Here is a 20,311-nt window from a genome sequence, read left to right on the forward strand (position 1 = left end):
TATGTACTGGCGCGTTTTGTTTTTTTTGTTTTTGATTATTTTTATTTTTGGGGGGGGGGGGTGTTTTTGTGTGGGTGGCCGATCCGTCTATGTTGTGTGCCTTATCTGGGGCGCCCCCACTTCTTTGCTTTTACCGGCACCCCCTCCCACCTCGGTGTCCGCTGGTCCGGGCTGTACAGCCCCCTCGGATGAGGACCACGGCTCACTGGGTCGCCGCGCCCCGATGATGTGCTCACTTCGGCACGGACGGTGTGCGGAAGGTCGCGGAAGGCGCTCGTTCTCGACCGTCGCGCGAATTCCTGCGGGCAATGCCGATTCGGCCGCGGTAACGGCCGGTCGTCCACTCCGCAGGTTCTGCGACGGCTTCGAAGTCCCTTTCGTCGGCATCGACACGGACCACCGAACGGGTGGTCCCGGATCCGGCCGCTTCCCTTGGATGCCCGTGGAAGCACGTACCTGCCCGAGGGCGACGTGGTTGGCCTTCCTCGCGTCCGAGCCCGGAAGGCCAACCGAGAGTCACCACGCTCCGGCTACCGGCCGCTTGTCGTCCGTTTGCCCGTCGTCGCGGGACTCAACGAGATCACCGACGGTCAAATCTCCCATCGGCCTAACGCACCCGAGTGGTCTTTGCACGTCAGGGACCATGCGCCGGTTTCCTACCGTACGGTCGTGATGTTGCTCGTGGGGAGCGCGCACGGGGGTGCGATGAACGGGTCGGGGCAGGGTGTCGGGGCTGTCGTCAACGGGTTGACGGGCGCCGAGGGGAGCAACGTCGTTCAAGCAGGAGCCATCCAAGGCGGAGTCCACTTCCACGCTTCGCCGACGGCCGCCGCGGAGCCGGTCCCGCAGCAGTTGCCCGCAACCCCGGCGCACTTCACCGACCGGGCCGCCGAGCTTTCCGAACTGGACGACGAACTGCTGCGGTGCGGACGCGAGTCGAGTCGGATGCTGGCCGTGCTGTGCGGACCGGGTGGCATGGGCAAGACGGCACTAGCGCTGCACTGGGCGCACAGCGTCCACGGCCGCTTCGCGGACGGCCAGTTGTACGTGGATCTCGCAGGTTTCAGCGGATCCACTCCGGTGCTGCCCGGCGAAGCGCTGGCGTTGTTCCTTCGCAGCCTCGGAACACCACCGCACCGGGTTCCTGTCGAGTTGGCCGAGCAGGCGGCCCTGTACCGGTCGCTGATCGCGTCCCGATCACTGCTCGTCGTGTTGGACAACGCCTTTTCGGCGGGGCAGGTCCGCTCACTCCTGCCCGTTTCGACGGGCAGTGCGGTGGTGGTCACCAGCCGCACCAGGTTGACCGGGCTCGTAGCGGACGGAGCCCGACTGCTCGACATGGCGCCGCTGACCGTGCGCGCCGGTGTGCGGCTGCTCGCCAAGAGCGTCGGACACGAGAGGGTCACCGCGGAGCACGCCCCCGCCGAGGCGCTGGTCGACCTGTGCGGCGGCCTGCCGATCGCGGTGCGGGTGGCGGCGGCCCGGTTGGTGGCCAGGCCGAAGTGGTCGGTGCGCCGAGTGGTGGCCGAGCTGACGAACGAGCGGTTCCGGCTCGCGCAGTTGTCCAGGTCCGCCGACCTGTCCGTGCGCACGACCTTCGACTTCTCCTACCGCGCCCTGCCCGCCACCACGGCCACGCTCTACCGCAGGTTGGCGTTGCACCCCGGAAGGGACTTCGGCCCGGAGCTCGCGCACTCCTTGCTGGCCGCCGCGTCGGAGGACGCCGACGCGGCGTTGGAAGAACTGGTGCAGGGGAGTCTGGTGGAAGAGATCGACGAGGACCGCTACCACTACCACGACCTGCTGAGGCTGCACGCCCGCGACAAGGCCGAGTCGGACGACGGCCCTGAGGCACGGCGGTCGGCGCAGCGCGCGATGATCGAGTGGTACCTCGCAGCGTCCGCCGCGGCGGACGCGGTGGTGAGTCCCCACCGGAGGCGACTGCCCTACGAGTTCTCGGCGGTTCCGGTCGAGGTGCCGGGGTTCGAGGACCGGAACGACGCGCTCGACTGGCTCGACCAGGAGCGGGCGAACCTGATCGAAGCCGGCGCACTGGCGCTCGACCTTGGGTGGCCGGAGCTGTCGTGGCACCTGAGCGACGTGCTGTGGCCGTTGTTCCTGCACCGCAAGCACTACCGCGACCGGTTGACCGTCGATCAACGCGGGGTCGAGGCCGCGAGGCGCTGGGGCAACGCGTTCGCGGAGGCGGACATGCTGAAGCGCCTGGGCCGGGTGTGCACGACCTTGGGGCGCTTCCCGGAAGCGGAACAGCACCTGCGGGCGTCGGTGGAACGCGCGGCGTCGATCGACGACCGGCGCGGTGTCGCCGACGCCCGTGAGGCGTTGGGACTGCTGCACCTCGACCGGGGGATGCCACAGGAGGCGCTCGTGGAGTTCGAGGCGCTGGCGAGCGCCAACCGGTCGTTGGGAGCCGACCGGAGCCTCGGCCTCATCCTGGTGAACCTGGGAGCCGCCTACCTCGCCCTCGGTCGGATCGAGGACGCGGCGGGAGCAGCGGCCGAATCGGCCGCCGTCTTCGACGGTCTCGCCGTGCCGGATCCGTACAACCGGGCCAGAGCGGGGTTGGTGGCCGCTCGTGCCCGGTTGCTCGCGAACGACGTCGACCAAGCGCACGAGGCGGCCACGGGGATCTTGGCCGACATGGACGGCCTCGGGTCTCGGCAGGGAGTCGCCGAAGCGCACGAGGTGCTCGCCGAGGTCGCGCGTCTAAGAGGACGCGCGGACCTCGAGGTGCGACACCTCGAGCACTCCGCCCGGCTGCTCACCGACCTCGGCTCGTCACGTGCGGCCGGTGTGCGGTCTCGCCTCGATTCCCTGGCGGTCGCCTCGACTCACGGTGGTGACGAGGTCTAGTTCGGCGCTCTCCCGATGGGTCGAGCACAACAACCGCACCACGCGGCTCGGGGGAAAACCGACGCCGGCGCTGAACAGGGCGTGCAACAACGAAGCCACGGCGTGGAGCCCGACCGACCATCCGACGCAACCGCACGGGAAGGGCGCTTCCTCGGGCACGAGCAGCACGACCGCCGCTCCGGGAAACCGGCGCAACAGCGAATCACTCTGGTCCGCGCACCCGACGTCCGCGACCCGCCGGCACAGGAGGACATCGGCAAGGGTCGCCTCGCCGAGTGAGCCCGCTGTGGGCACCCAGCAGATCACGGTGTCGAACATCGTCACCACGTCCTTCGAGAAGGCGCCGACACCGGCATGACGGCTCGGTGCTTCCCCGGCTGGGGTACTTCCAACAGGCGGTAGATGGCCCGGCGAAGCTCGGCCGACGAACGTCCCGGGCACGAGGTGAGGGCCGCGCTGATGCTGACGAGCAGCCGTTCGGCGTTCGAAGCCGCCGCCTGGAACTGCGCGGCGAGCGGCACACCCTCGACCAACCGAGGCGCTCGCTCCCTCAACAGGTCTTGCGCCGAGTCCGCAGTGGGAAGCGCTCGCAGAGGGGTTTCCACCAGGAGCACGGGCCTGCCGATGGCGGCCGAGTAGACGCCGACCGAGCCGTGGTCGGCGATCACCTGGTCGGCCGCGACGATCGCGGCCCGCCAGTCCACCTCGGGCTCGACGAGGATCAAGCCCGCGTCGCGGCAGTCCGCCAACCACGCCCTGATCTGGCGCGGTCCGTGGGCGAACCACACAGCCGGGTGCAGCAGCGCGGCAACCGAATAGCCCAGCGGAGCGAGTTCGGCCAGGATCTCCGGCAGGAGTTCAGTGCTCCGACCGAGCAGCGACTCCCGTCCCCAGGTGGAACTGACCACCAAGAGCTTGCCCTCGGGTTCCACGCCGAGCGCGGCTCGGTAGGCGGGACGGTGGGGCAGACTGGCCACCACCCGGTCGTAGCACTGGTCTCCGGCGACGACCGCGCGGTCGACGGCTTCCGGACACTGCCTGCGGAGCACGGCGAGCTGATCGGTGTGGGACAGCACGAGAGCGCTCGCGATGACCTTCCCGTTGTGCGTCAACCTCTGCGCGTCCAGCCCGTAGACGACCTGCTCGTCGGCGACGGCGAAGGACTTGCCGAACCCGGCGCCGTGCGGCATCACGACGATCGGGGCGTGCACCTGGCTGAGCCCACCGTAGGACGCGGCCAGCGCCAGGTCGAAGCGTTCCCGAACCACCTGCTCCCACGGCAGCACCAGACCTCCGGTCGACCGGAGGAAGTCCTCCACCCCGTTGCTGAACACGTCGGGAGCCTGGGTGAAGACGATCTGCAACCGGGCGTCCGACTCGATCAACTCCACCGCTTCAAGGAGTCGTTGCCCACTCGTGACCGTGTGGACGACCGCCAAGACCGACCTGCATCCGGCGCGAGTCACCCACTTCTCCGCGTCGATGCCGATGGGCACCTGCGACCACTCCGCGTACGCCATGCGGTCCCCCTCCTCGGATCTGCGAACCCCGTGGGACGAGAGTCGCGGCCGCACTTGCCAACCGACTTGCAGAGAACTTGCCGCGCCAATCGCGTGTAGTGGTTCACCAAATCGGAGCAATAAGTCCGGATCGACTACTGAAGCGCGATAAGTGCGCGCAGAATGAGGCTGGGCACGCCGTGCCAGCGAAGGGTGGCGCTGGTGGAATTCAGGATCCTCGGCACGACACGATTACGCGTGAACGGGAATGACGTCGACCTCAGGTCGGCCAAACAGCGAGGGTTGCTCGCCCTTTTGCTCTACGAGGTCGGACGACCGGTCCAGGTGGACAGGATCGTGCAGACGCTGTGGCGCGGCAGTTCGCTCGATGCCGTACGGGGGAACCTGCAGGCGCTGGTGAGCAGGCTGCGGAGAATACTCGCCGATTCCGGATCCGGCGGCGCCATTCCCAAGGAAGGCAATGCGTACACCCTTCGAATGGATCCCCTCCTGATCGATTTTCACTTATTCCGCAAACTTGCGGAAGAAGGGCGAGCGGCAGCAGGCCAAGGCGACCACTCAACCGCTAAATCGCTACTCGGCCGAGCGTTGTCGCTCTGGCAAGGACGCCCATTGGAAGACCTCTCCGGCGCCTGGGCGGAACACTGCCGCAACCAAATGGAGATCTTCGAACGCGTACCGGCCTACTACAGCCTGTTCGAGAGCCAGCTGGAACTCCGCGAGCACCTGGAGGTGATGAGCGGAACCGGCATGATCAGGCAGGAGCACGAACTCGACGAGATCTTCGCGTTCCAGCACATGCAGGCGTTGAACGGCCTCGGCAAGTACCCGCACGCGCTGGAGTTCCACTCGCAGTTCTGCGAAAGGCTGTTCGACGTGATGGGCGCCGAACCAGGGCCCGAGTTGCGGGACCTCTACCAGGAGGTGCTGCGCAGACAGGCCGGGACGGGAGTCGTGGCCCCTGAACCTCCCAAGGCCGAGCCGAGCAGACCGCAACAGCTGCCGCGGGCGACGCGCAGGTTCGCGGGCAGGAGCAGCATCCTGGCCGAACTCGACGCGCTGCTCGAACCGACCGAGGGTGAGCAGGGGCAGGTCGTGGTGCTGCACGGCATGCCCGGCGTCGGCAAGACCCGGCTCGCGGTGCACTGGGCGCACCTGCGCCGCGACCTGTTCCCGGACGGCCAGGTGTTCCTGGACCTCCGAGGCCACGGCCCCGGAACGCCGATCGTGCCGAGCGACGCCCTGGGGATCCTGCTGACCTCTGTGGGATTCCCTCCCGGAGGACCACCCCTCACCGCGGAGGAACGCCGAGTCGAACTCGGCAGGATCCTTCGGGACCGCCGAGTTCTCGTGGTGTTGGACAACGCCGAGAACAGCAACCAGGTGCGCCCGCTGCTCGGCGCCCTCGGCGACTGCTTCACCATCGTGACCAGCAGAACTCGCCCCTGGGGCCTGAAGATCCTGGACAACGTGCACGCCATCGGCGTCCCTCCGCTGTCGCCCGCGGAGTCGATCGAACTGCTGCGCAACGAGATCGGGCCCGGCCGCGCGGCCGAGGATCCCGACGCGCTCCAAGAGCTGGCGACCAGATCCGACGGGCACCCGCTGGGGCTCCGCATCATCGCCCAGCACGTCGCCCACCGACCGCAGACGACGGTGGCCGATCTGGTGGAGGAGTTCAAGGACCAGGAAGGCCTCGGCATCCTGGGGTCCTCCGAGGACAGCGACGACGAGAACGCCACGCTGCCCGTGGCCTTCTCCTGGTCCTACCGGGCGCTGTCACCCGCCACCGCGCGCGCGTTCCGCTTGCTCGGCATGCACCCCACCACCGAGTTCAGCACGTCGGCCACGGCCGCCCTGCTGGATGAGGACGAGAGGGTCGTGGACGCGCACCTGCGCACCCTGGCGAAGGTCAACCTCCTGCAGCACAGCACGATGAAGCGCTACCGGCTCCACGACCTCCTGCACGGCTACGCGGTCGACTTGGTGCGGCACGAGGAACTCCCGGAGAACCGCAAGCGGGCGCTCAAAGCACTGCTCGACTGGTACTGGCTCTCCTCCACCTCGGCGGCCGAAGTGCTGAGTCCGGACTCGCCGGTCCCCCCGCTGGACGACTTGTCGGCCGTGACCCCGTTGCGCTTCGACGACGAGTCGGAGGCGCTCGAGTGGTTCACGAAGGAGAGCTCGAACCTCATAGCCGCTATCGCACATGCCATCCGGCATGGCCATCCAGGCCATTCCTGGCGCCTCTCAGCTCAGCTCCACGAGCTGCTGGACCGGGAGGGTCGGTACTCCGAACTGGTCTCCTGCCACCTGACCGCGTTGAAAGCCGCTCGCCTGACCAGCGAAGAAGCGCAGAGCGGAACGCTCAACAACCTCGGCAACGCCTACATCAGACTGCGCGACTACCCGGAGGCGATCTACCACCTCAAGGCCGGGCTGACCATCGCCGAACGCCTGGGGATGCGTGAGATGCAAGCAATTTGCGTGCACAACCTGGCAAGCGCACACCTCGCCCAGAACGAGGTGGGCAAGGCGATCGCGATGTACGAACAGGCGCTGCGACTCCTGCGCGAGTTGGGGTTCCGCGGCGGGGAGGCGTCCACCCTCGACCAGATGGCGAACGCGTACCGGAAGGTCGAACGGGACGATCTGGCACTGGAGCTGCACCGCGGGGCGTTGGAGATCAGGGTCGAGATAAAACACCTGCGCGGTCAGGCGACGACGCACACCGAGCTGGGGAAGATCCTGCATGAGCACGGTGAGCACGAACAGGCCCGCACACACCTCGAAGCCGCGCTCGAGCTCCACAGGCTGAGCAAGGACCGCGTGCGCAACAGCGAGGCGCTGGTGACCATCGCCGACGTCTACTACAACCTGGGGCTGTTGGACCGGTCGATCGCCAGCGCGGAACTCGCCGTAGCACAGGCCGTGGAGATCGACTCGCCCCAAGACCAGGTCAAAGCCTTGCACGTGCAGGGCCACGCTCTCGCGCTCCTGGGGAACGTCGAGGCCGCCGGTGACCGCTGGCGGCGGGCCGTCGGGCTGCTCGACGGCAGGGAGTCGCCGGAGTTGGCGACGTTGCTCAGCCACATCGACGCCCTGGAACGCACCAGGGACGCCGTTCCGGACCCCAGGAACCCCGCGGGTTCCCTGAACCCCACCCGCTGCGCGGAGTAGTCCATCTACCCCATAGGGTTACCACGAAAGCATGATCATCGTGAGCATTCGTGGAGACTCGATGCCCCTGTGGACGCGCGCCGCCCGCGCCAGTCACTTGACCCCGTGTACCGCTCCCCACGGGCGGCAGTGGTACTAATTCCCCGTGAAGGCGAATAGTCAACGCACTCGACAGCCGGCCCACCGCAGTAGCAAGATCGCTTCGATCGTGCTGTGCCTGTCGCTCCCCTTCTCACCCGTCGCCGCGGTGCTCACCGTCGAGGTGGTGCACGACTTCGCGCAGGCACAGGTAGAAGCTTGGGGAAAAATGATCAACTCCATCACCGGTCCGCAGTCGCCGACGAAGCCGGTTTGAGCCGAAGCGCGAATCGCGCTGCGGACCCCGACGAAAGTCCTTTCGTAGTCGCTGCCGTGGGCGTCGTGTCACTGGACACCACGCCCACGGCAGCGCCAACAAGTCGGACCACTGGTCAAGTTCAGCCCCTGCGCGGTGACCGTCCCTGATGCTAGGTTCGTCCTGTCCGGACAGTCATCGCACGCCCGTGAGCAGGGTCTATGCCGAGCTTCCGTGGAACCGTCACCCCGCTGGAGAACGCGCTCCTCGTGCAGTGCACTCCCAGTCACGTCGACGTGGCGGCGGAGCTGGCCGACCGGCCCGGTGGTGGACTGGTGATCTCCGGGCCCGCGGCGGCGGCGCGGGCCGAGGTGTTGCGGCGGCAGGGGGCCGCGTTCCCGATCCTGTGCGACGCCCAGCGGTACACGGGGAGCAAGCGGGCGTTCGCGGGTGAGGAGTTCAGCGCCCAGTGGCTTGCCGTGCAGCGGCGGCTGGGTGGGCCGGTGTTGACGGACTCCGGTTACGTCGACAAGCGCGACAGCGGCGGCCTGCGGTCGATCCTGCGGCGCACGCTCGGGCTGCGCGACGCCGCGTTCGCGACGCTGCCCCTGCACGCCGACTGGCTCAAGGACCCGCAGGACCGGGAAGTCCTGCTGCGCGAGGTGTCGTTCGCCCGAGTGCCGATCGCGGTGGCGCTGGAGCACGCGAGTGACCCGTTGGGCGTGCAGCAGGTCCTCCGCGGACTCCTGGAACTGCTGGACACCGGCGTCCCGGTGCTCCTGCTGCGCTCGGACGTGTCCGCCGTCGGGGCCCTCTGCCACGGCGCGCACGCCGCCGCAATAGGCACGACCACCGCGCTGCGCCACATCTACCCGCGCCCCAAGCCGGGCGCGTCCGGCGGCGGTCGACGCGCGGGCGTGGCCGTGTTCGTCCCGCACTGCCTGAGCTACCTCGGCGCGGACAAGGTGGCGGGCGCGGTGCAGCGCACCCCGGACCTCAGTCATCTGTGGAAGTGCGGGTGCACAGCCTGTGGGGGCCGCCCGATGGACCACTTCGCCACCACCCCGGAACCGGCCAGGACCACGTGGGCGTTCCGCCACTCCACCGAGTTGCTCCACGACCTGCGCGACGACCTCTTCGCCCCGCACCTCACCGACGCGGACCGCCCGCTCGCCTGGCACGAGCACTGCGAGGCCGCGTCCGAGCACCACGTCGAGATCGGCGCGGAACTCTTCGGCTGGCGCCCACCACCGTTCCTCAGGGCGTGGCGGAAGGTCTGGCAACCGGCTCCAACGTCCTATCGGCGATGAGCCGCGCGTACACGGTCTCCTCCACCCACCGGTCCAACGTCCGCCGCCGCGCCCCCTCGGCCCGCCCGTCCCGAGGCGGCTCCACGACCCGGCCGTCCACCACCAGCCCCACCCCGGCGTACGCGCACTCGACCCGACACGCCTCGTCCGCCACCCCGACGATCGCCACCGGGCAGAACCCCGACAACCGCACCGCGTCCCCCAACGCCCGCCGCCAGTGCGCCCCGAAAGCCAACACCCCCACCAGCGTCACCACCGCGGGCTCGGCAACCACCTCAGGCCACTCCCACGTGGCCAACACGTCCCGATCCAGAACAGGCCCCCCACGCCGTTCCCGATGGGCCGCATGATCGATCTCGACCACCACGTCGACCCGCACCCCGAGCAGCCGCACACCGGGAACCACTGTCCCGCCCCACCCGAGCCCTTTCGTCACAGCAGGACCCTAACCCGCTCCCCCGAACGGCGACATCGTCACGCTTTCGGTGGAGATCCACTTCCCCGCCCCCCGGTTACGCTCCGAAAGGGGGCCACCATGGCGGAGAACGCACCGAGGGACCTGCACCACCTCGCGGGCCTGCTCCACCCCTACCGGATCAACCAAGTCCGCGAAGTCCTGCTCCCTTGGCTTCGCGACGCCCACGACAAGGCCCTCGACAACCGCGCGGCAGGCGCACGCGGCCGATGGCGTTTCGTCAAAGACCGCCACGACCACCTCACGCACACGGCCCCCTTGTTGCAGAACCGCCTGACCGAACTCCGGTCGACCCCCCGCTCCCTCCTGCTCACGATCGAGTCGACGGGGGTCTTGCTCTACCCGTTCCAAGTCCACCGAGGGTCGCTCGATCCACTTTTCACCCCGGACGTCGCGTACACCCGCAAGTTCCTTTCCCACCTCCCGGAACCGTTGAACTGCCTGGTGCTGCTGCCGTGGGCGGACGTCAACGAGCGCATCGAACTGTGGGCGGGCGGAGGCGAGTTGACCGGCGACACCATGACCTGGAACTGGCGCGTCTCCCTGGCGAACGAGGTCCCCGACATCCCACCCCAGGCGACCTACCCGTACCGGGTTCAGTGTCGGCCACAACGCGATCAGGACACCGAAGACCACCACAACTCCTTGGCCGACGAGCGCTAGAGCCCCAACCTCCGCTGTTCCGCCAGCACGACCTGCTTCTCCACCGACACCGACGAGTCCAGTGCCGCCTCGTGCGCGTGCTTCGTGTCGCTCTCGCGGGCGTAGTGGTCGAACAGGAGGGTCTTGTGGTCGCGGACCTCCTGCACGCGGGCGTCGACGCTGTCCTTCACCAGCAGCCTGTGGACGTGGACCTTGCGGACCTGGCCCATGCGGTGACAGCGGGCGATGGCCTGGTCCTCGGTGCTCGGTTTCCACTGCGGTTCGGTGATCACGACGACCGACGCCGCCTGGATGTTGAGGCCCACACCGCCCGCCTCGATCTGGCTCACGAGGACCGCGTGGCCCTCGTGGGCGGTGAAGTCGTCGACCAGTTGTTGCCGTCCGGACGAGCTGGTGCTGCCCGTGAGCGGGCCGTACGCGGCGGTGTGCTCGGCGACCGTGGCGAGCACGTCGAGGAAGTAGGAGAAGACGACGACCTTCCAGCCGTTGTCGCGGGACTCCTCCACGATCTCCAGCAGCCGTTCCAGCTTGGCCGAGCTCTCCGACGCGTAGGCCGCGCGGCGCATGGCCATCAGGTTCCCCTCCCGCACCGCCCGGTGGTACGCGGTCTGGTCGTCGGCCTCGAACTCGACCCAGTCCTCCACCTCCAGCAGCTCCGGGAGTTCGCCGAGCACGTCCTCCTGGTTGCGTCGCAGGTACACCGGCGCGACCAGCCGCCGGAACGCCTTCGCGCCCACGACGGCGTCCGTGCTGCCCGCGCGGGCGGCGAGGTCGGGTTGGAGGTAGGCGACGAGGTTGCGGAACTCGTCGACGCGGTTCTCCATCGGGGTGCCGGTCAGCAGCACGGCGCGGTCGGCCTTGCGCGTCACGACGCCGACGGCCTTGGACCGCTGGGTGTCCGGGTTCTTCACGAAGTGCGCCTCGTCGACCACGACCAGCGCGGGCCGGAACCGCTTGGGCAGCACCAGTTTCGGCAGCGTCCCGAACGTGGTCACGCCCACGCCGCCCTGCTTGAGCCACGCGCCGACGGCGTCGTCACGGCCGGTGCCGTGCAGGCGGTGCGGCACGAGGTCGCTGTGCCGCTCGATCTCGTTGACCCAGTTGACGACCACGCTCGCCGGGCAGATCACCAGGAACCCGCGACCGCCGCGCGCGGCCAGGCTCGCCATGACGGCGATGGCCTCGATCGTCTTGCCCAGTCCCATCTCGTCGCCGATGATCACCCGCTTGCGGGCCAGCGCGAACTTCGCGCCGAACTCCTGGTACCCGCGCAGCGACACCTTCAGCAGGCTCGTGTCGAGCGTGACCGAGTCGACCTCGCGCTCGATGTCGGCGGGCACGAAACCCTTGGCGGCACTGCGATCCGCCACCGCGTCGAGCCCCGCCAGGTCGGCGAGGACGGTGTTGTACGCCGCCGCGTCGAGTTCGTAGTCCCGCCACAGCGCGCGGTGGTCCAGGTCCGGCACGTGCAGCTGGACGCCCACGGCCCGCAGCGCGGCGACGTCCCGGCTGCCGAGCAGCTCCTCCAACCGCGCCACCGCGTCGAACGCCGCCTGCTTGTTCTTCTTGAGGGAGAAGAACATCCGCACGCCGCTCGTTGCACGGGCCGCGGCCCGCACGTCGTCCGCGACGCGCTCCAGCACGTCGGTGATCGGCTCCCGCAGCGGGGCGACGAGCTGCGTGGCCCGCCGGAGCTTGGACATCAGCTGGAGGAGGTCGGTCTGCGCGCGGCCGGGCCGGTCCGGGTCCAGCTTCACGGTCGTGTCCCGCGTGAGCGCCTCGACGATCGCCCGAGCCGCGTCCAGCACCTGCCGCGCCGACTCCGGTCCCACGCCCGGCACGCCGTCGAGCCGCGCGAACGACGACCCGGCCACGTCCGCCACGGTCTGGAACCCGGCGGCCCGCAGCTTCCCGAGCCGCAGCCCGGCCGCCGCGTCGCGCAGCTTCTCCACGGGCATCGCCCGCACCTGGTCGGCGACCAGCGAGTCCCGCACGGCCTCGTACCGCGCCACGGCGAGCGCTCGCAGCCGGTCCGGCTCGGCCCGCACCCCTTCGGCCTGCGTGCGGAACGCGGCGGCGGCCGCCAGGAGTTCCCTGGCGGGTTTGCCGATCTTCGACGAGTCGTTCACGCACGCCCCTTAGCGCCTGACGGACGGGCAACGGTGATGTCGCCGCAGTGTGCCACCGAGCCGCCGAGCCCAAACACGCGCTCCGAGGTGACCGTCATCCGGCCGGGGCAGGCCCGTCGCCGAGGGGTACGGGCGTGGGCGCCTGCCGGGGTTTGCGAGGCCACAGCACCAACGGGAACACCACGGCCAGGACGACGGACCCGAAGAACCCGAGCAGCATCCCGAGCGTGTTCACGGGGTAGACCCTCGACGGGTGGAACTGGCCCACGAGCTTCTTGCCGCGCTGCCGGTACTCCGTCATGGCGACCTCACGGCCGACGTCGTCGGAGGACAGCTCGTTCGCGAAGCTGGAGAAGGGGTAGCGCGTCCCGTCCGGTGTGACGACCGTCGCCCGGCATCGCGACACGGCGCCGAGCACGAACCAGTTGGGGGAACAGGAGATCTCCCGCGCGGTGCCGTCCGACTCCCTGGCGGCTCCCGTGCCGTGGGGAGCTTTGTCACGACCGACCGAGAACACCACGAGGCTGAAGAACGCGCCGTAGAGACCGACCAGGACGAGCAGCAGGGCGAGCGTCTTCTTCCGCCGGGCGGTCACGGCTCGCGCTCGTCGTTCTTCCACTTCTGGTCCTCCTCCGCCCAGAACTGGCCGTTGAACTCCTTGAGGCCCTCCTTGACCGGTGTGATGACGTCACCGGGGGTCGGCATGAGGTGGCCGATGTCGCGGCTGGCCACGGCGCGCACCCAGTTCTGGCCGTCGAGCACGCCGCCGCCGGTGTGGCCGTCCAGCCGGTCGCCCGCGCGCTGCACCCCGTTCGACGGGTCGGGCATGGCGCCGCCGCGCGTGGTCAACGGCGGCTGGCCCAGCCGGTCGTAGACGTCGCGCACCTTCCGCGCGCGGGCGTCGCCGCCTTGCTTGACCCGGTCCGCCCAGTCGGTGACGCGCTGGTTGGTGTTCGACGCCCAGTCGTCGGCGCGGCGGGTCGCGTTGTCGACCGCGTCCTGACCGCGCCTGCTGGTGTCCGCGAGGCCGTCGCCCGCCCGGTCCAGGCCATCGGCGCGGGACGCCCGCGTCGCCGAGGAGTCCAGCAGCTCCGCCGCGCGCTGGTTGCCGTGCGGCGTGTTCGGCGCGGACCGCGCCAGCGCGGCGAGGTCGTCGGACTGCTTGCGCATGGCCGCGCCCGCCCGCTTCGCCAACGCCGACAGCTTGTCCAGCGCCCCGAACAGCTTCTTGAGGAACTGGGCGATCTTGCCGCCGATCTCGACGGCCTTGGTGATCGCGCGGGTGATGAAGGCGGCGACCGACGCGCCCGCCGTCGGCACCGCCGCGGCGGCCGCCGGGATGCCCCACGCCAGCAGCGTTCCGGCCAGGTCGGCGAGCAGGTCGCGGATCAGCGTGCGGGTCGCCGCCACCAGGGCGGCCGCGACCTTGATCTTGTTGACGACCGACGCGGCCGCCTCGGCGGCGGCGTTGACGCCGGTGATCACCTCGCCCGCGCGGGTCTTGTACGCCTCGGCCGCGGGACCGGTCCACCCGCCGAGCTTGGCCAGGTCGTCCTGGTGGGCGTCCTTGATCTCGGCGAGCCGCTTCGAGATGTTGTCCCACGTGTTCGCGGCGGCCTCGATCGCGGGCGGGTCCCCGGCGAGGTCGTCGAACGGCTTCCGCACGAAGTCGACGTTCTCGATGATCCAGCCGACGACCGACGACGCGAGCGTGCCGAGCGGGTCGGCCACCGCGCCCGCGATGTCGAACCCCATCGCGACGGCGTCGATGCCGAGCGCCACCGGGTCGATCGACTTGCCCTCCTGGAAGGGCAGCGCGACGTCCCGGACCAGGTCTTCGGCGGTGTCGAACGGCCCCGCGCCGGTGAGCGACTTGGTGCTGTCCTCGACCTTCGCCACCAGCGGGTTGCTCACGCGCGCACCCCGCTCAGCCCGGCCGCGTTGTCCCCGTCGACGCCCCGGTAGGTGGCCGCGGTGGCGATCAGCTCACCGCCGGTCGACTCCACCACCCCCGGCAGCGTGCCGACCAGGTTCTTCGCCTCCTGCAACTCCTCGTCGAACACGAACGAGTACACCTGGCAGATCAGCCCCAGCGCGTCCGCGCCCAGGCTGACGTGGGAAGCGTCCACGGCCTGCCGGAGGTCCGCCGCGAGCTGGTCGGACAGCAGCTTCCCGTGCGCTTCCACGGTGTCCGCGTCGGTCCCGAACCCGGTCATCGCAGGAACCCGCCGTCGAAGTCGTCGGGCCCGCGCGTCGGCGGCTCGGGAGCGGCCGACGGGTCCGTCCGCACGATGCTCTGCTCGACCTGCTCGCGCAGGAACTCCATCGACGCGCCGTCGCCGAGCAGGGGCCGCACCGCCTCCTCCATCGCCCGCGCCGCCTCGACCTGGGCCGTGCGCAAGGTCGCCATGATCGTGCGGCTGAGGGCCGTGTGGCCGAGGTCCATCGCCTTGGGCGTCAACTGGATGTCGTCGATCCGGCCGCCGGACGCGACGGTCACGACGACCGCCCCGTCGGGGCTCTGGGCGACGCTGCGGGACTCGCGGAACGCGGCGCCGATGGCGTCCGCCTGCTGCTTGGCCTGCTGGAGCCGCTGCTCGAAGCGGTCGACGTACTGGTGCGGGTCGGTCACGTGGTTCCTCATCGCTCGGGCTCGGACGGCCGATATCGTGGCACGCCGGTCACCCGGTCCACGGGGGAACGGGCGAAACGGGAACGGGGTCACATGTCGGGCAGGCCGGAGATCACGCCGGAGATGCGGGCCAAGGCGATGACCATGCCGAACAACTGGCTGCACGTCGTCGACCCGACTCGCGACACCGCGCACGGCGTCCCCGCCGAAGCCGTCGTCGGCCGGTACCTGATCGACGCCGACGGCCGGATCACCGACCAGTACGTGCCGAACCCGCGGTACGTGGCCAGGCCTCCCGCCAACGAGCTGGAGGCCGTGATGCGCCTCGGCACGCCTGCCGACGTGCTCACGGCGGTGCTCGGCGCGGACCTCATCCTGCCCGCCGATCCGACGAAGGCGCCGCGGCGGCACGTGGTGCTGCGGCGCGACGGCCGGGAGCAGGTGCTGGACGCGTTCGCCTCGCCGGAGGCGCTGCCGAGGGACTGGCCGCCGCACTGGCACCGGTTCACCGGCGTGGAGCTGGCGGTGGTGGTCGACCGGCTCGGCGAGCCCGTGCGGCTGCGGCTCGCGGAGTCGTCCGACGTGCGGTTCGACATCCGGGCGGACGCGCTGGTCGACGCGCTGCGCGGCGTGGCGGTCTAGCCGAACGCCAGCGCGATCCGCCGGTTCGCGATCAGCCGCGTCCGGTGCACCTCGGGGTCCACGGCGAGGCCGGGCCGCCGGTCGAGCCGGTGGTAGGACTTCGCCAGCAGCCAGTGCGCGGCCTCGGGGTTGATCGGCTCCAGCACGCCCTGCCCCGCCATCCGGTCGGTGGCGACGACGACGTCCCTGGTCACGAAGGCGTTCCGGATCACCCCGCCCGCCACCTCGTCGATGAGGAACACCATCGCGTGCTCGTCGTCGCCGTGCGCGTAGGTGCACAGCAGCGCCAGGTAGCCCGCGTCCAGCGACCGGTCGCAGATCCACGAGCCGCGCACGCTCAACGAGTCGACCACGGGCGGGGCGAACGCGACGGCCCACTCCCCCGGCCTGCCCGTGAGCAGCACGGCCATGGCGCGCAGCAGCGCCGCGTTGCGGCGGCTCGGCAGCGACACGGCGTGGTCGATCAGCTCGACCCAGAACTTCTCGTCGGCGACGCCGGGCGGCACGGCGGAGCTGAGCGTGAGCTCCACCTCCAGCGGATCGGTCGTCTGAGGGAGGTCGCGGCACGCCCGGACGACGGCCAGCTGCACCGCCCCCAGGTCCGTCCCGTGTGGACCGCGCAGCGCTCGGACCACCACGATCGGGCGGTGAAGTGGCTGCTTGCGGCCCTGTGTCCGACGACTCACCAGCGGAGGCTGGCACGGCTGAGGACGCACCTGCCGCAGCCACACCAGAGCGACGGGGGAGAATCACCCATCGTGGACACCGTAGGCAAGGCACTCCGGGAAGCCGCGGCGAACCCGCGCCTCCGGATCCCGAAGCTCGACGCCGTGTCGTCGACCGACCTGGACCGGGCCGTGGTCGACGTGCTGCACCGCGAACTGGACAGCCTGTGGAACGCGGGCTGGCTGCCGTACGACCTCGTGCAGGTCGTCGCCCGGACCGAGGACGAGCGCGCGGTCTCGATGCTCGTCGACGCCATCGCGTCGGAGATCGAGCGGTACCCGGACGCCACGATCCACCCGCGCTGGCGCGACCAGCTCGTGGAGATCGACGCGACGGTGTGGTGGGACCGCGACCGGCCGCACGTGGACGAGTGGGCGCGCAAGCACATCGAACTCCGGCAGGACGCCGTCGAGGTCGTCGTGGCGCTGCTCGCCCAGCTGCTGCTCCTGCCGAGGCTCCAGAACATCCTGCCGCGCCCCGGCACGTCGGCGATCGAGATCACCCACGTCGGCGTCAGCTCGAAGGTGCTCAACCGGGTGCGCGGGCTGCTGGCCAAGGCCGAGTCGACGCAGTTCCCCGATGAGGCCGAGGCGTTGTCGGCCAAGGCCCAGGAGCTGATGAACCGGCACGCGTTCGAGCGCGCGGCGATCGACGCGGACGCGCACGTGCCGCAGACCGCGACCTCGCGGCGGATGTGGCTGGACAAGAGCTACTTCGACGGCAAGGCGCAGCTCGTGCACGTCGTGGCGAAGGCGAACCGGTCGCGGGCCGTGGTGTACAGCAACATCGGGTTCGTCGCACTGGTCGGCGACGAGATGGACCTGGAGATCGTCGAACTGCTGTCGACGTCGCTGCTGGTGCAGGCGACCAGGGCGATGGTGGCGGCGGGCTCCGGCGCGGCGAAGGGCGCGGAGGCCCGCAGCCGCGGCTACCGCAAGTCGTTCCTCTACTCCTACGCGCACCGCGTCGGCGAACGCCTGGAGGCGGCCACCGAGGTGGGGGCCTCCGACGACCGGCTGCTGCCCGTGCTGTCGGAGCGCAAGCAGGCCGTGGACACGCTGTTCGAGACCCTGTTCACCAAGACGAAGGCCAAGTCCGTGACGGTGCGCAGCGAAGCGGGCTGGGAAGCCGGGCGCACGGCGGCCAACTCGGCGAACCTGACGGTGAACCGGACCGCGGTCGGGGGCGGACCGGCAACCTGACCGGGTGGCCGAAACCCTCATCGGAGTAGAAGACCTCGAACCGCCGCGCTGGGCGTCCATCGACGCGCAGGTGGCCGCCGCGGGCACGTGGCGGACGTTGGCCGCGGTGCCCGCCGCGACCTGGCTGGTGATCCGACTCGCCTGGCGGACCTCGCCCCGGCTGACCGCGCTCGCGGGCGTGATCCAGGTGCTGTCCGGCTGCGTGACCGCGTTCGGCCTGCTCGCCACCGCGAGCGTGTTCACCCAGCTGCTCCAGGAAGGCCCGACGCCGCAGCGGCTGGTGGCCGCGCTGCCCTCGATCGGCCTGCTGGTCGGGTCGTACGCGCTGCGCGGTCTGCTGGACAGCGCGGCGGGCGCGGCGCAGGGCGCGTTGACGCCGCGGGTGCGGCACGCGGCGCAGGACACGCTGAACGCGGCGGTGATCGGCGTGGACCTGGCGGCGTTCGACGACCCCGACTTCCGCGAACTGGTCCGGCAGGGCGGGCGGCACGCGATGAACTCGATCGAGGTCGCCAACCGGGTGGTCGCGGACCTCGTGTCGGCGGTGATCTCGCTGCTGGCGGCCATGGTCACGGCGGGCGTGCTGAACCCGTGGCTCGCGCCCGTGCTGCTGCTGTCGGCCATCGCCGACGGCTGGGCGGCGATGCGGGTCGCGAAGCTCCAGTACCGCAACTTCCTCCGGATGGTCACCCGACGGCTGCGGCTGTTCGTCGTGGAGAACCTGATGGTGGCGCGGGACGTGGCCGTGGAGCGGTTCGCGTTGACGCTCCAGACGCCGCTGATGGCCGAGCACCGGCGGATCGCGGGCGACGTCGTCGAGGAGGAGGTGCGGCTGGAGGCGCGCAAGACGCTGGTGCGGCTGACGGGCCGGACGCTGGCGGGCGTGGGCACCGGGATCGCGTACCTCGTGCTGGGGTTCCTGCTGTACACGGGCGCGATGCCGTTGGCGCTGGCGGGCGCGGCGGTGGTCGCGATGCGCACCGCGTCGACCGCGCTGTCCACCACGATGTACGCGGTGAACCAGCTCTACGAGCACTCGTTCTACATCGACTTCTACCGGCGGCTGCTCACCACGGCGCACGAGCGGCACCACGTGTCGACCGGTGTCACCGCGCCCGCCGACCCGGCGGTGATCCGGCTGGAGAACGTGACGTTCACCTACCCCGACGCCACCCGGCCCGCGCTCGGCGGGATCGACCTGGAGATCAACCGCGGCGAGGTCGTCGCCCTCGTCGGGCAGAACGGCTCCGGCAAGACCACGCTCGGCAAGCTCATCACCGGCCTGTACACGCCCGACGAGGGCCGCGTGCTGTGGGACGACGTGGACCTCGCCGCCGCGGACCGGCAGTCCGTGCACACCCGGATCGCGGTGATCTCGCAGGAACCCGCGCGCTGGCCGATGACCGCGGGCCACAACATCCGCGTCGGCAGGCTGGACCGGCACGACCCATCGGGTGACGGGTGGGCGGAGGCCGTGGACCAGTCCGGCGCGCGCGCCGTGCTGGAGGACTTCCCGCGCGGCGAGAGAACGGTGCTGTCCAAGGAGTTCAAGGACGGCCACGAACCGTCCGGCGGCCAGTGGCAGCGGATCAGCGTCGCCCGCGGCATCTACCGCGACGCGGCCGTCCTCGTCGCCGACGAACCGACGGCCGCGCTGGACGCCAAGGCCGAGGCGACCGTGTTCGCCGGACTCCAGCACGCCACCCGCTCCAGGACCACGATCCTGGTCACGCACCGGCTGGCCAACATCCGCCACGTGGACCGCATCGTGGTCCTGGACGCCGGTCGCATCGTCGCCCACGGCACGCACGAGGAGCTCATGGCCGAGGACGGCGTCTACCGCGAGCTGTACGACATCCAGGCGCGCGCCTACGACCGCTGAGCGAGCCGGATCCGCCGCGCCACCAACAACTCCACCACGTACACGTCCGGATCGATCCCCAGACCCGGTCCCCCGTCGACCTTCCCGTATGCCTCGGCCAGCCGCCGGTGCGCCTCGTCCGCCGCGATCTCCTCAACGGCGCCGTAGGCGTCCAGCATGGTCCGAGCGGTCGCCACGTCCTTGGTGATGAACGCGTTCTTCACCACCCCGCCGAGGTTGTCGTCCACCAGGTACAGCCCCGCGTGCACGTCGTCGCCGTAGGAGTAGGTGCACAGCAACGTCTGGTGCCCCTCCTCCGCACGCAGGTCGACGACCCAGCACTCCCCGACCACCAGCCGGTCGATCGCCTCCCGCCACGCGGGCTCACCCTGGTCACCGAGCTTGTCCGCCTCCACGCCCGCCTCGACCCCCGGCACCAGCACGGTGACCGCCCGCAACAACGCCAGGCTCCGCCGACTGGGCACGGCCACCGCGTTCGCCACCACGCCAGGCCACACGTCCTCCTCCCGCGCGGGCGCCACGGCGGCGCTCAACGCCACCTCGACGTCCAACGGGTCCGTGAACTGCGGCAACTGGCGGGCGGCGTCGACGACGGCCTGCTGGGCGGGCGTCAACGGCGGCAGCGCGCCGCGGTGGGACTTCACGGGGATCGGCTTGCGAACAGGCGCCTTGCGACTCATCCCGCCCACGCTGCCATCCCCCGCACTCACCGCTCGCACCGGCCCTGATCTCGGATGATCGG

At 70.3% G+C, this 20,311-nt stretch carries 18 protein-coding genes; 9 read left to right on the forward strand and 9 right to left on the reverse strand.

What is annotated here, in order from left to right:
* The coding region (locus ACFWW9_RS26880) for a hypothetical protein (RefSeq protein WP_390383543.1) at nt 1–192 on the forward strand (192 nt) is incomplete at its 5' end.
* A 480-nt stretch (nt 193–672) separates the two neighbouring features.
* A complete protein-coding gene (locus ACFWW9_RS26885) occupies nt 673–2,874 on the forward strand; it encodes an ATP-binding protein (RefSeq protein WP_390383588.1) in 2,202 nt (733 codons plus the stop codon).
* Nucleotides 2,875–3,194: 320 nt separating this feature from the next.
* Here the strand turns inward: ACFWW9_RS26885 and ACFWW9_RS26890 are convergent, their stop codons facing one another.
* Nucleotides 3,195–4,394, reverse strand: coding sequence for a hypothetical protein (locus ACFWW9_RS26890; protein WP_390383545.1), 1,200 nt, complete (start codon nt 4,392–4,394; stop codon nt 3,195–3,197).
* 477 nt (nt 4,395–4,871) lie between these two features.
* Between ACFWW9_RS26890 and ACFWW9_RS26895 the strand changes: the two genes are divergently transcribed.
* The 3 genes from ACFWW9_RS26895 to ACFWW9_RS26905 all read left to right on the forward strand — a co-directional run bounded on the left by ACFWW9_RS26895 (nt 4,872) and on the right by ACFWW9_RS26905 (nt 9,218).
* Complete coding sequence (locus ACFWW9_RS26895) at nt 4,872–7,574, forward strand: ATP-binding protein (RefSeq protein ID WP_390383590.1); 2,703 nt, start codon at nt 4,872–4,874, stop codon at nt 7,572–7,574.
* Between the two features lie 145 nt (nt 7,575–7,719).
* Nucleotides 7,720–7,929, forward strand: a complete 210-nt coding sequence (locus tag ACFWW9_RS26900; RefSeq protein WP_390383547.1) for a hypothetical protein — start codon at nt 7,720–7,722, stop codon at nt 7,927–7,929.
* Nucleotides 7,930–8,129: 200 nt separating this feature from the next.
* Nucleotides 8,130–9,218: a hypothetical protein gene (locus ACFWW9_RS26905; protein WP_390383549.1), complete on the forward strand. Its 1,089-nt coding sequence runs from the start codon at nt 8,130–8,132 to the stop codon at nt 9,216–9,218.
* Here ACFWW9_RS26905 and ACFWW9_RS26910 read toward each other — a convergent pair.
* A complete protein-coding gene (locus tag ACFWW9_RS26910) occupies nt 9,166–9,654 on the reverse strand; it encodes a hypothetical protein (protein WP_390383551.1) in 489 nt (162 codons plus the stop codon). The genes ACFWW9_RS26905 and ACFWW9_RS26910 overlap by 53 nt on opposite strands.
* A 99-nt stretch (nt 9,655–9,753) precedes the next feature.
* Here ACFWW9_RS26910 and ACFWW9_RS26915 point away from each other — a divergent pair, with 99 nt between their 5' ends.
* Entirely contained in the window at nt 9,754–10,356 is a 603-nt protein-coding gene (locus tag ACFWW9_RS26915; RefSeq protein WP_390383553.1) for a hypothetical protein, read from the forward strand.
* Here ACFWW9_RS26915 and ACFWW9_RS26920 read toward each other — a convergent pair.
* The 5 genes from ACFWW9_RS26920 to ACFWW9_RS26940 form a co-directional block, all read right to left on the reverse strand.
* Nucleotides 10,353–12,485 carry a DEAD/DEAH box helicase gene (locus ACFWW9_RS26920; protein WP_390383555.1) on the reverse strand — a complete coding sequence of 711 codons (2,133 nt, stop codon included), beginning with the start codon at nt 12,483–12,485 and terminating at the stop codon, nt 10,353–10,355. The two genes, ACFWW9_RS26915 and ACFWW9_RS26920, sit on opposite strands and share 4 nt — an antisense overlap.
* A gap of 94 nt (nt 12,486–12,579) precedes the next feature.
* Nucleotides 12,580–13,104: a hypothetical protein gene (locus ACFWW9_RS26925; RefSeq protein WP_390383557.1), complete on the reverse strand. Its 525-nt coding sequence runs from the start codon at nt 13,102–13,104 to the stop codon at nt 12,580–12,582.
* On the reverse strand, nt 13,077–14,399 hold the full coding sequence (locus ACFWW9_RS26930) for a WXG100 family type VII secretion target (protein WP_390383559.1): 1,323 nt from the start codon (nt 14,397–14,399) through the stop codon (nt 13,077–13,079). The genes ACFWW9_RS26925 and ACFWW9_RS26930 overlap by 28 nt, the downstream gene beginning before the upstream one ends.
* Entirely contained in the window at nt 14,396–14,701 is a 306-nt protein-coding gene (locus ACFWW9_RS26935; protein WP_390383561.1) for a hypothetical protein, read from the reverse strand. The genes ACFWW9_RS26930 and ACFWW9_RS26935 overlap by 4 nt, the downstream gene beginning before the upstream one ends.
* Nucleotides 14,698–15,117, reverse strand: coding sequence for a YbaB/EbfC family nucleoid-associated protein (locus tag ACFWW9_RS26940; RefSeq protein WP_390383563.1), 420 nt, complete (start codon nt 15,115–15,117; stop codon nt 14,698–14,700). The genes ACFWW9_RS26935 and ACFWW9_RS26940 overlap by 4 nt, the downstream gene beginning before the upstream one ends.
* A gap of 93 nt (nt 15,118–15,210) precedes the next feature.
* Here ACFWW9_RS26940 and ACFWW9_RS26945 point away from each other — a divergent pair, with 93 nt between their 5' ends.
* Nucleotides 15,211–15,759, forward strand: a complete 549-nt coding sequence (locus tag ACFWW9_RS26945) for a hypothetical protein (RefSeq protein ID WP_390383565.1) — start codon at nt 15,211–15,213, stop codon at nt 15,757–15,759.
* On the opposite strand, the gene ACFWW9_RS26950 is transcribed toward ACFWW9_RS26945, so the two are convergent.
* A complete protein-coding gene (locus ACFWW9_RS26950) occupies nt 15,756–16,445 on the reverse strand; it encodes a hypothetical protein (RefSeq protein ID WP_390383567.1) in 690 nt (229 codons plus the stop codon). The two genes, ACFWW9_RS26945 and ACFWW9_RS26950, sit on opposite strands and share 4 nt — an antisense overlap.
* 72 nt (nt 16,446–16,517) lie before the next feature.
* Between ACFWW9_RS26950 and ACFWW9_RS26955 the strand changes: the two genes are divergently transcribed.
* Nucleotides 16,518–17,687, forward strand: coding sequence for a DUF2786 domain-containing protein (locus ACFWW9_RS26955; RefSeq protein ID WP_390383568.1), 1,170 nt, complete (start codon nt 16,518–16,520; stop codon nt 17,685–17,687).
* A gap of 4 nt (nt 17,688–17,691) precedes the next feature.
* A complete protein-coding gene (locus ACFWW9_RS26960) occupies nt 17,692–19,569 on the forward strand; it encodes an ABC transporter ATP-binding protein (RefSeq protein ID WP_390383570.1) in 1,878 nt (625 codons plus the stop codon).
* Here the strand turns inward: ACFWW9_RS26960 and ACFWW9_RS26965 are convergent.
* On the reverse strand, nt 19,557–20,249 hold the full coding sequence (locus ACFWW9_RS26965; protein WP_390383572.1) for a hypothetical protein: 693 nt from the start codon (nt 20,247–20,249) through the stop codon (nt 19,557–19,559). The two genes, ACFWW9_RS26960 and ACFWW9_RS26965, sit on opposite strands and share 13 nt — an antisense overlap.
* Nucleotides 20,250–20,311: the final 62 nt, after the last annotated feature.

The organism is Umezawaea sp. NPDC059074 (assembly GCF_042738955.1).
In the GTDB taxonomy this organism is placed as follows: domain Bacteria; phylum Actinomycetota; class Actinomycetes; order Mycobacteriales; family Pseudonocardiaceae; genus Umezawaea.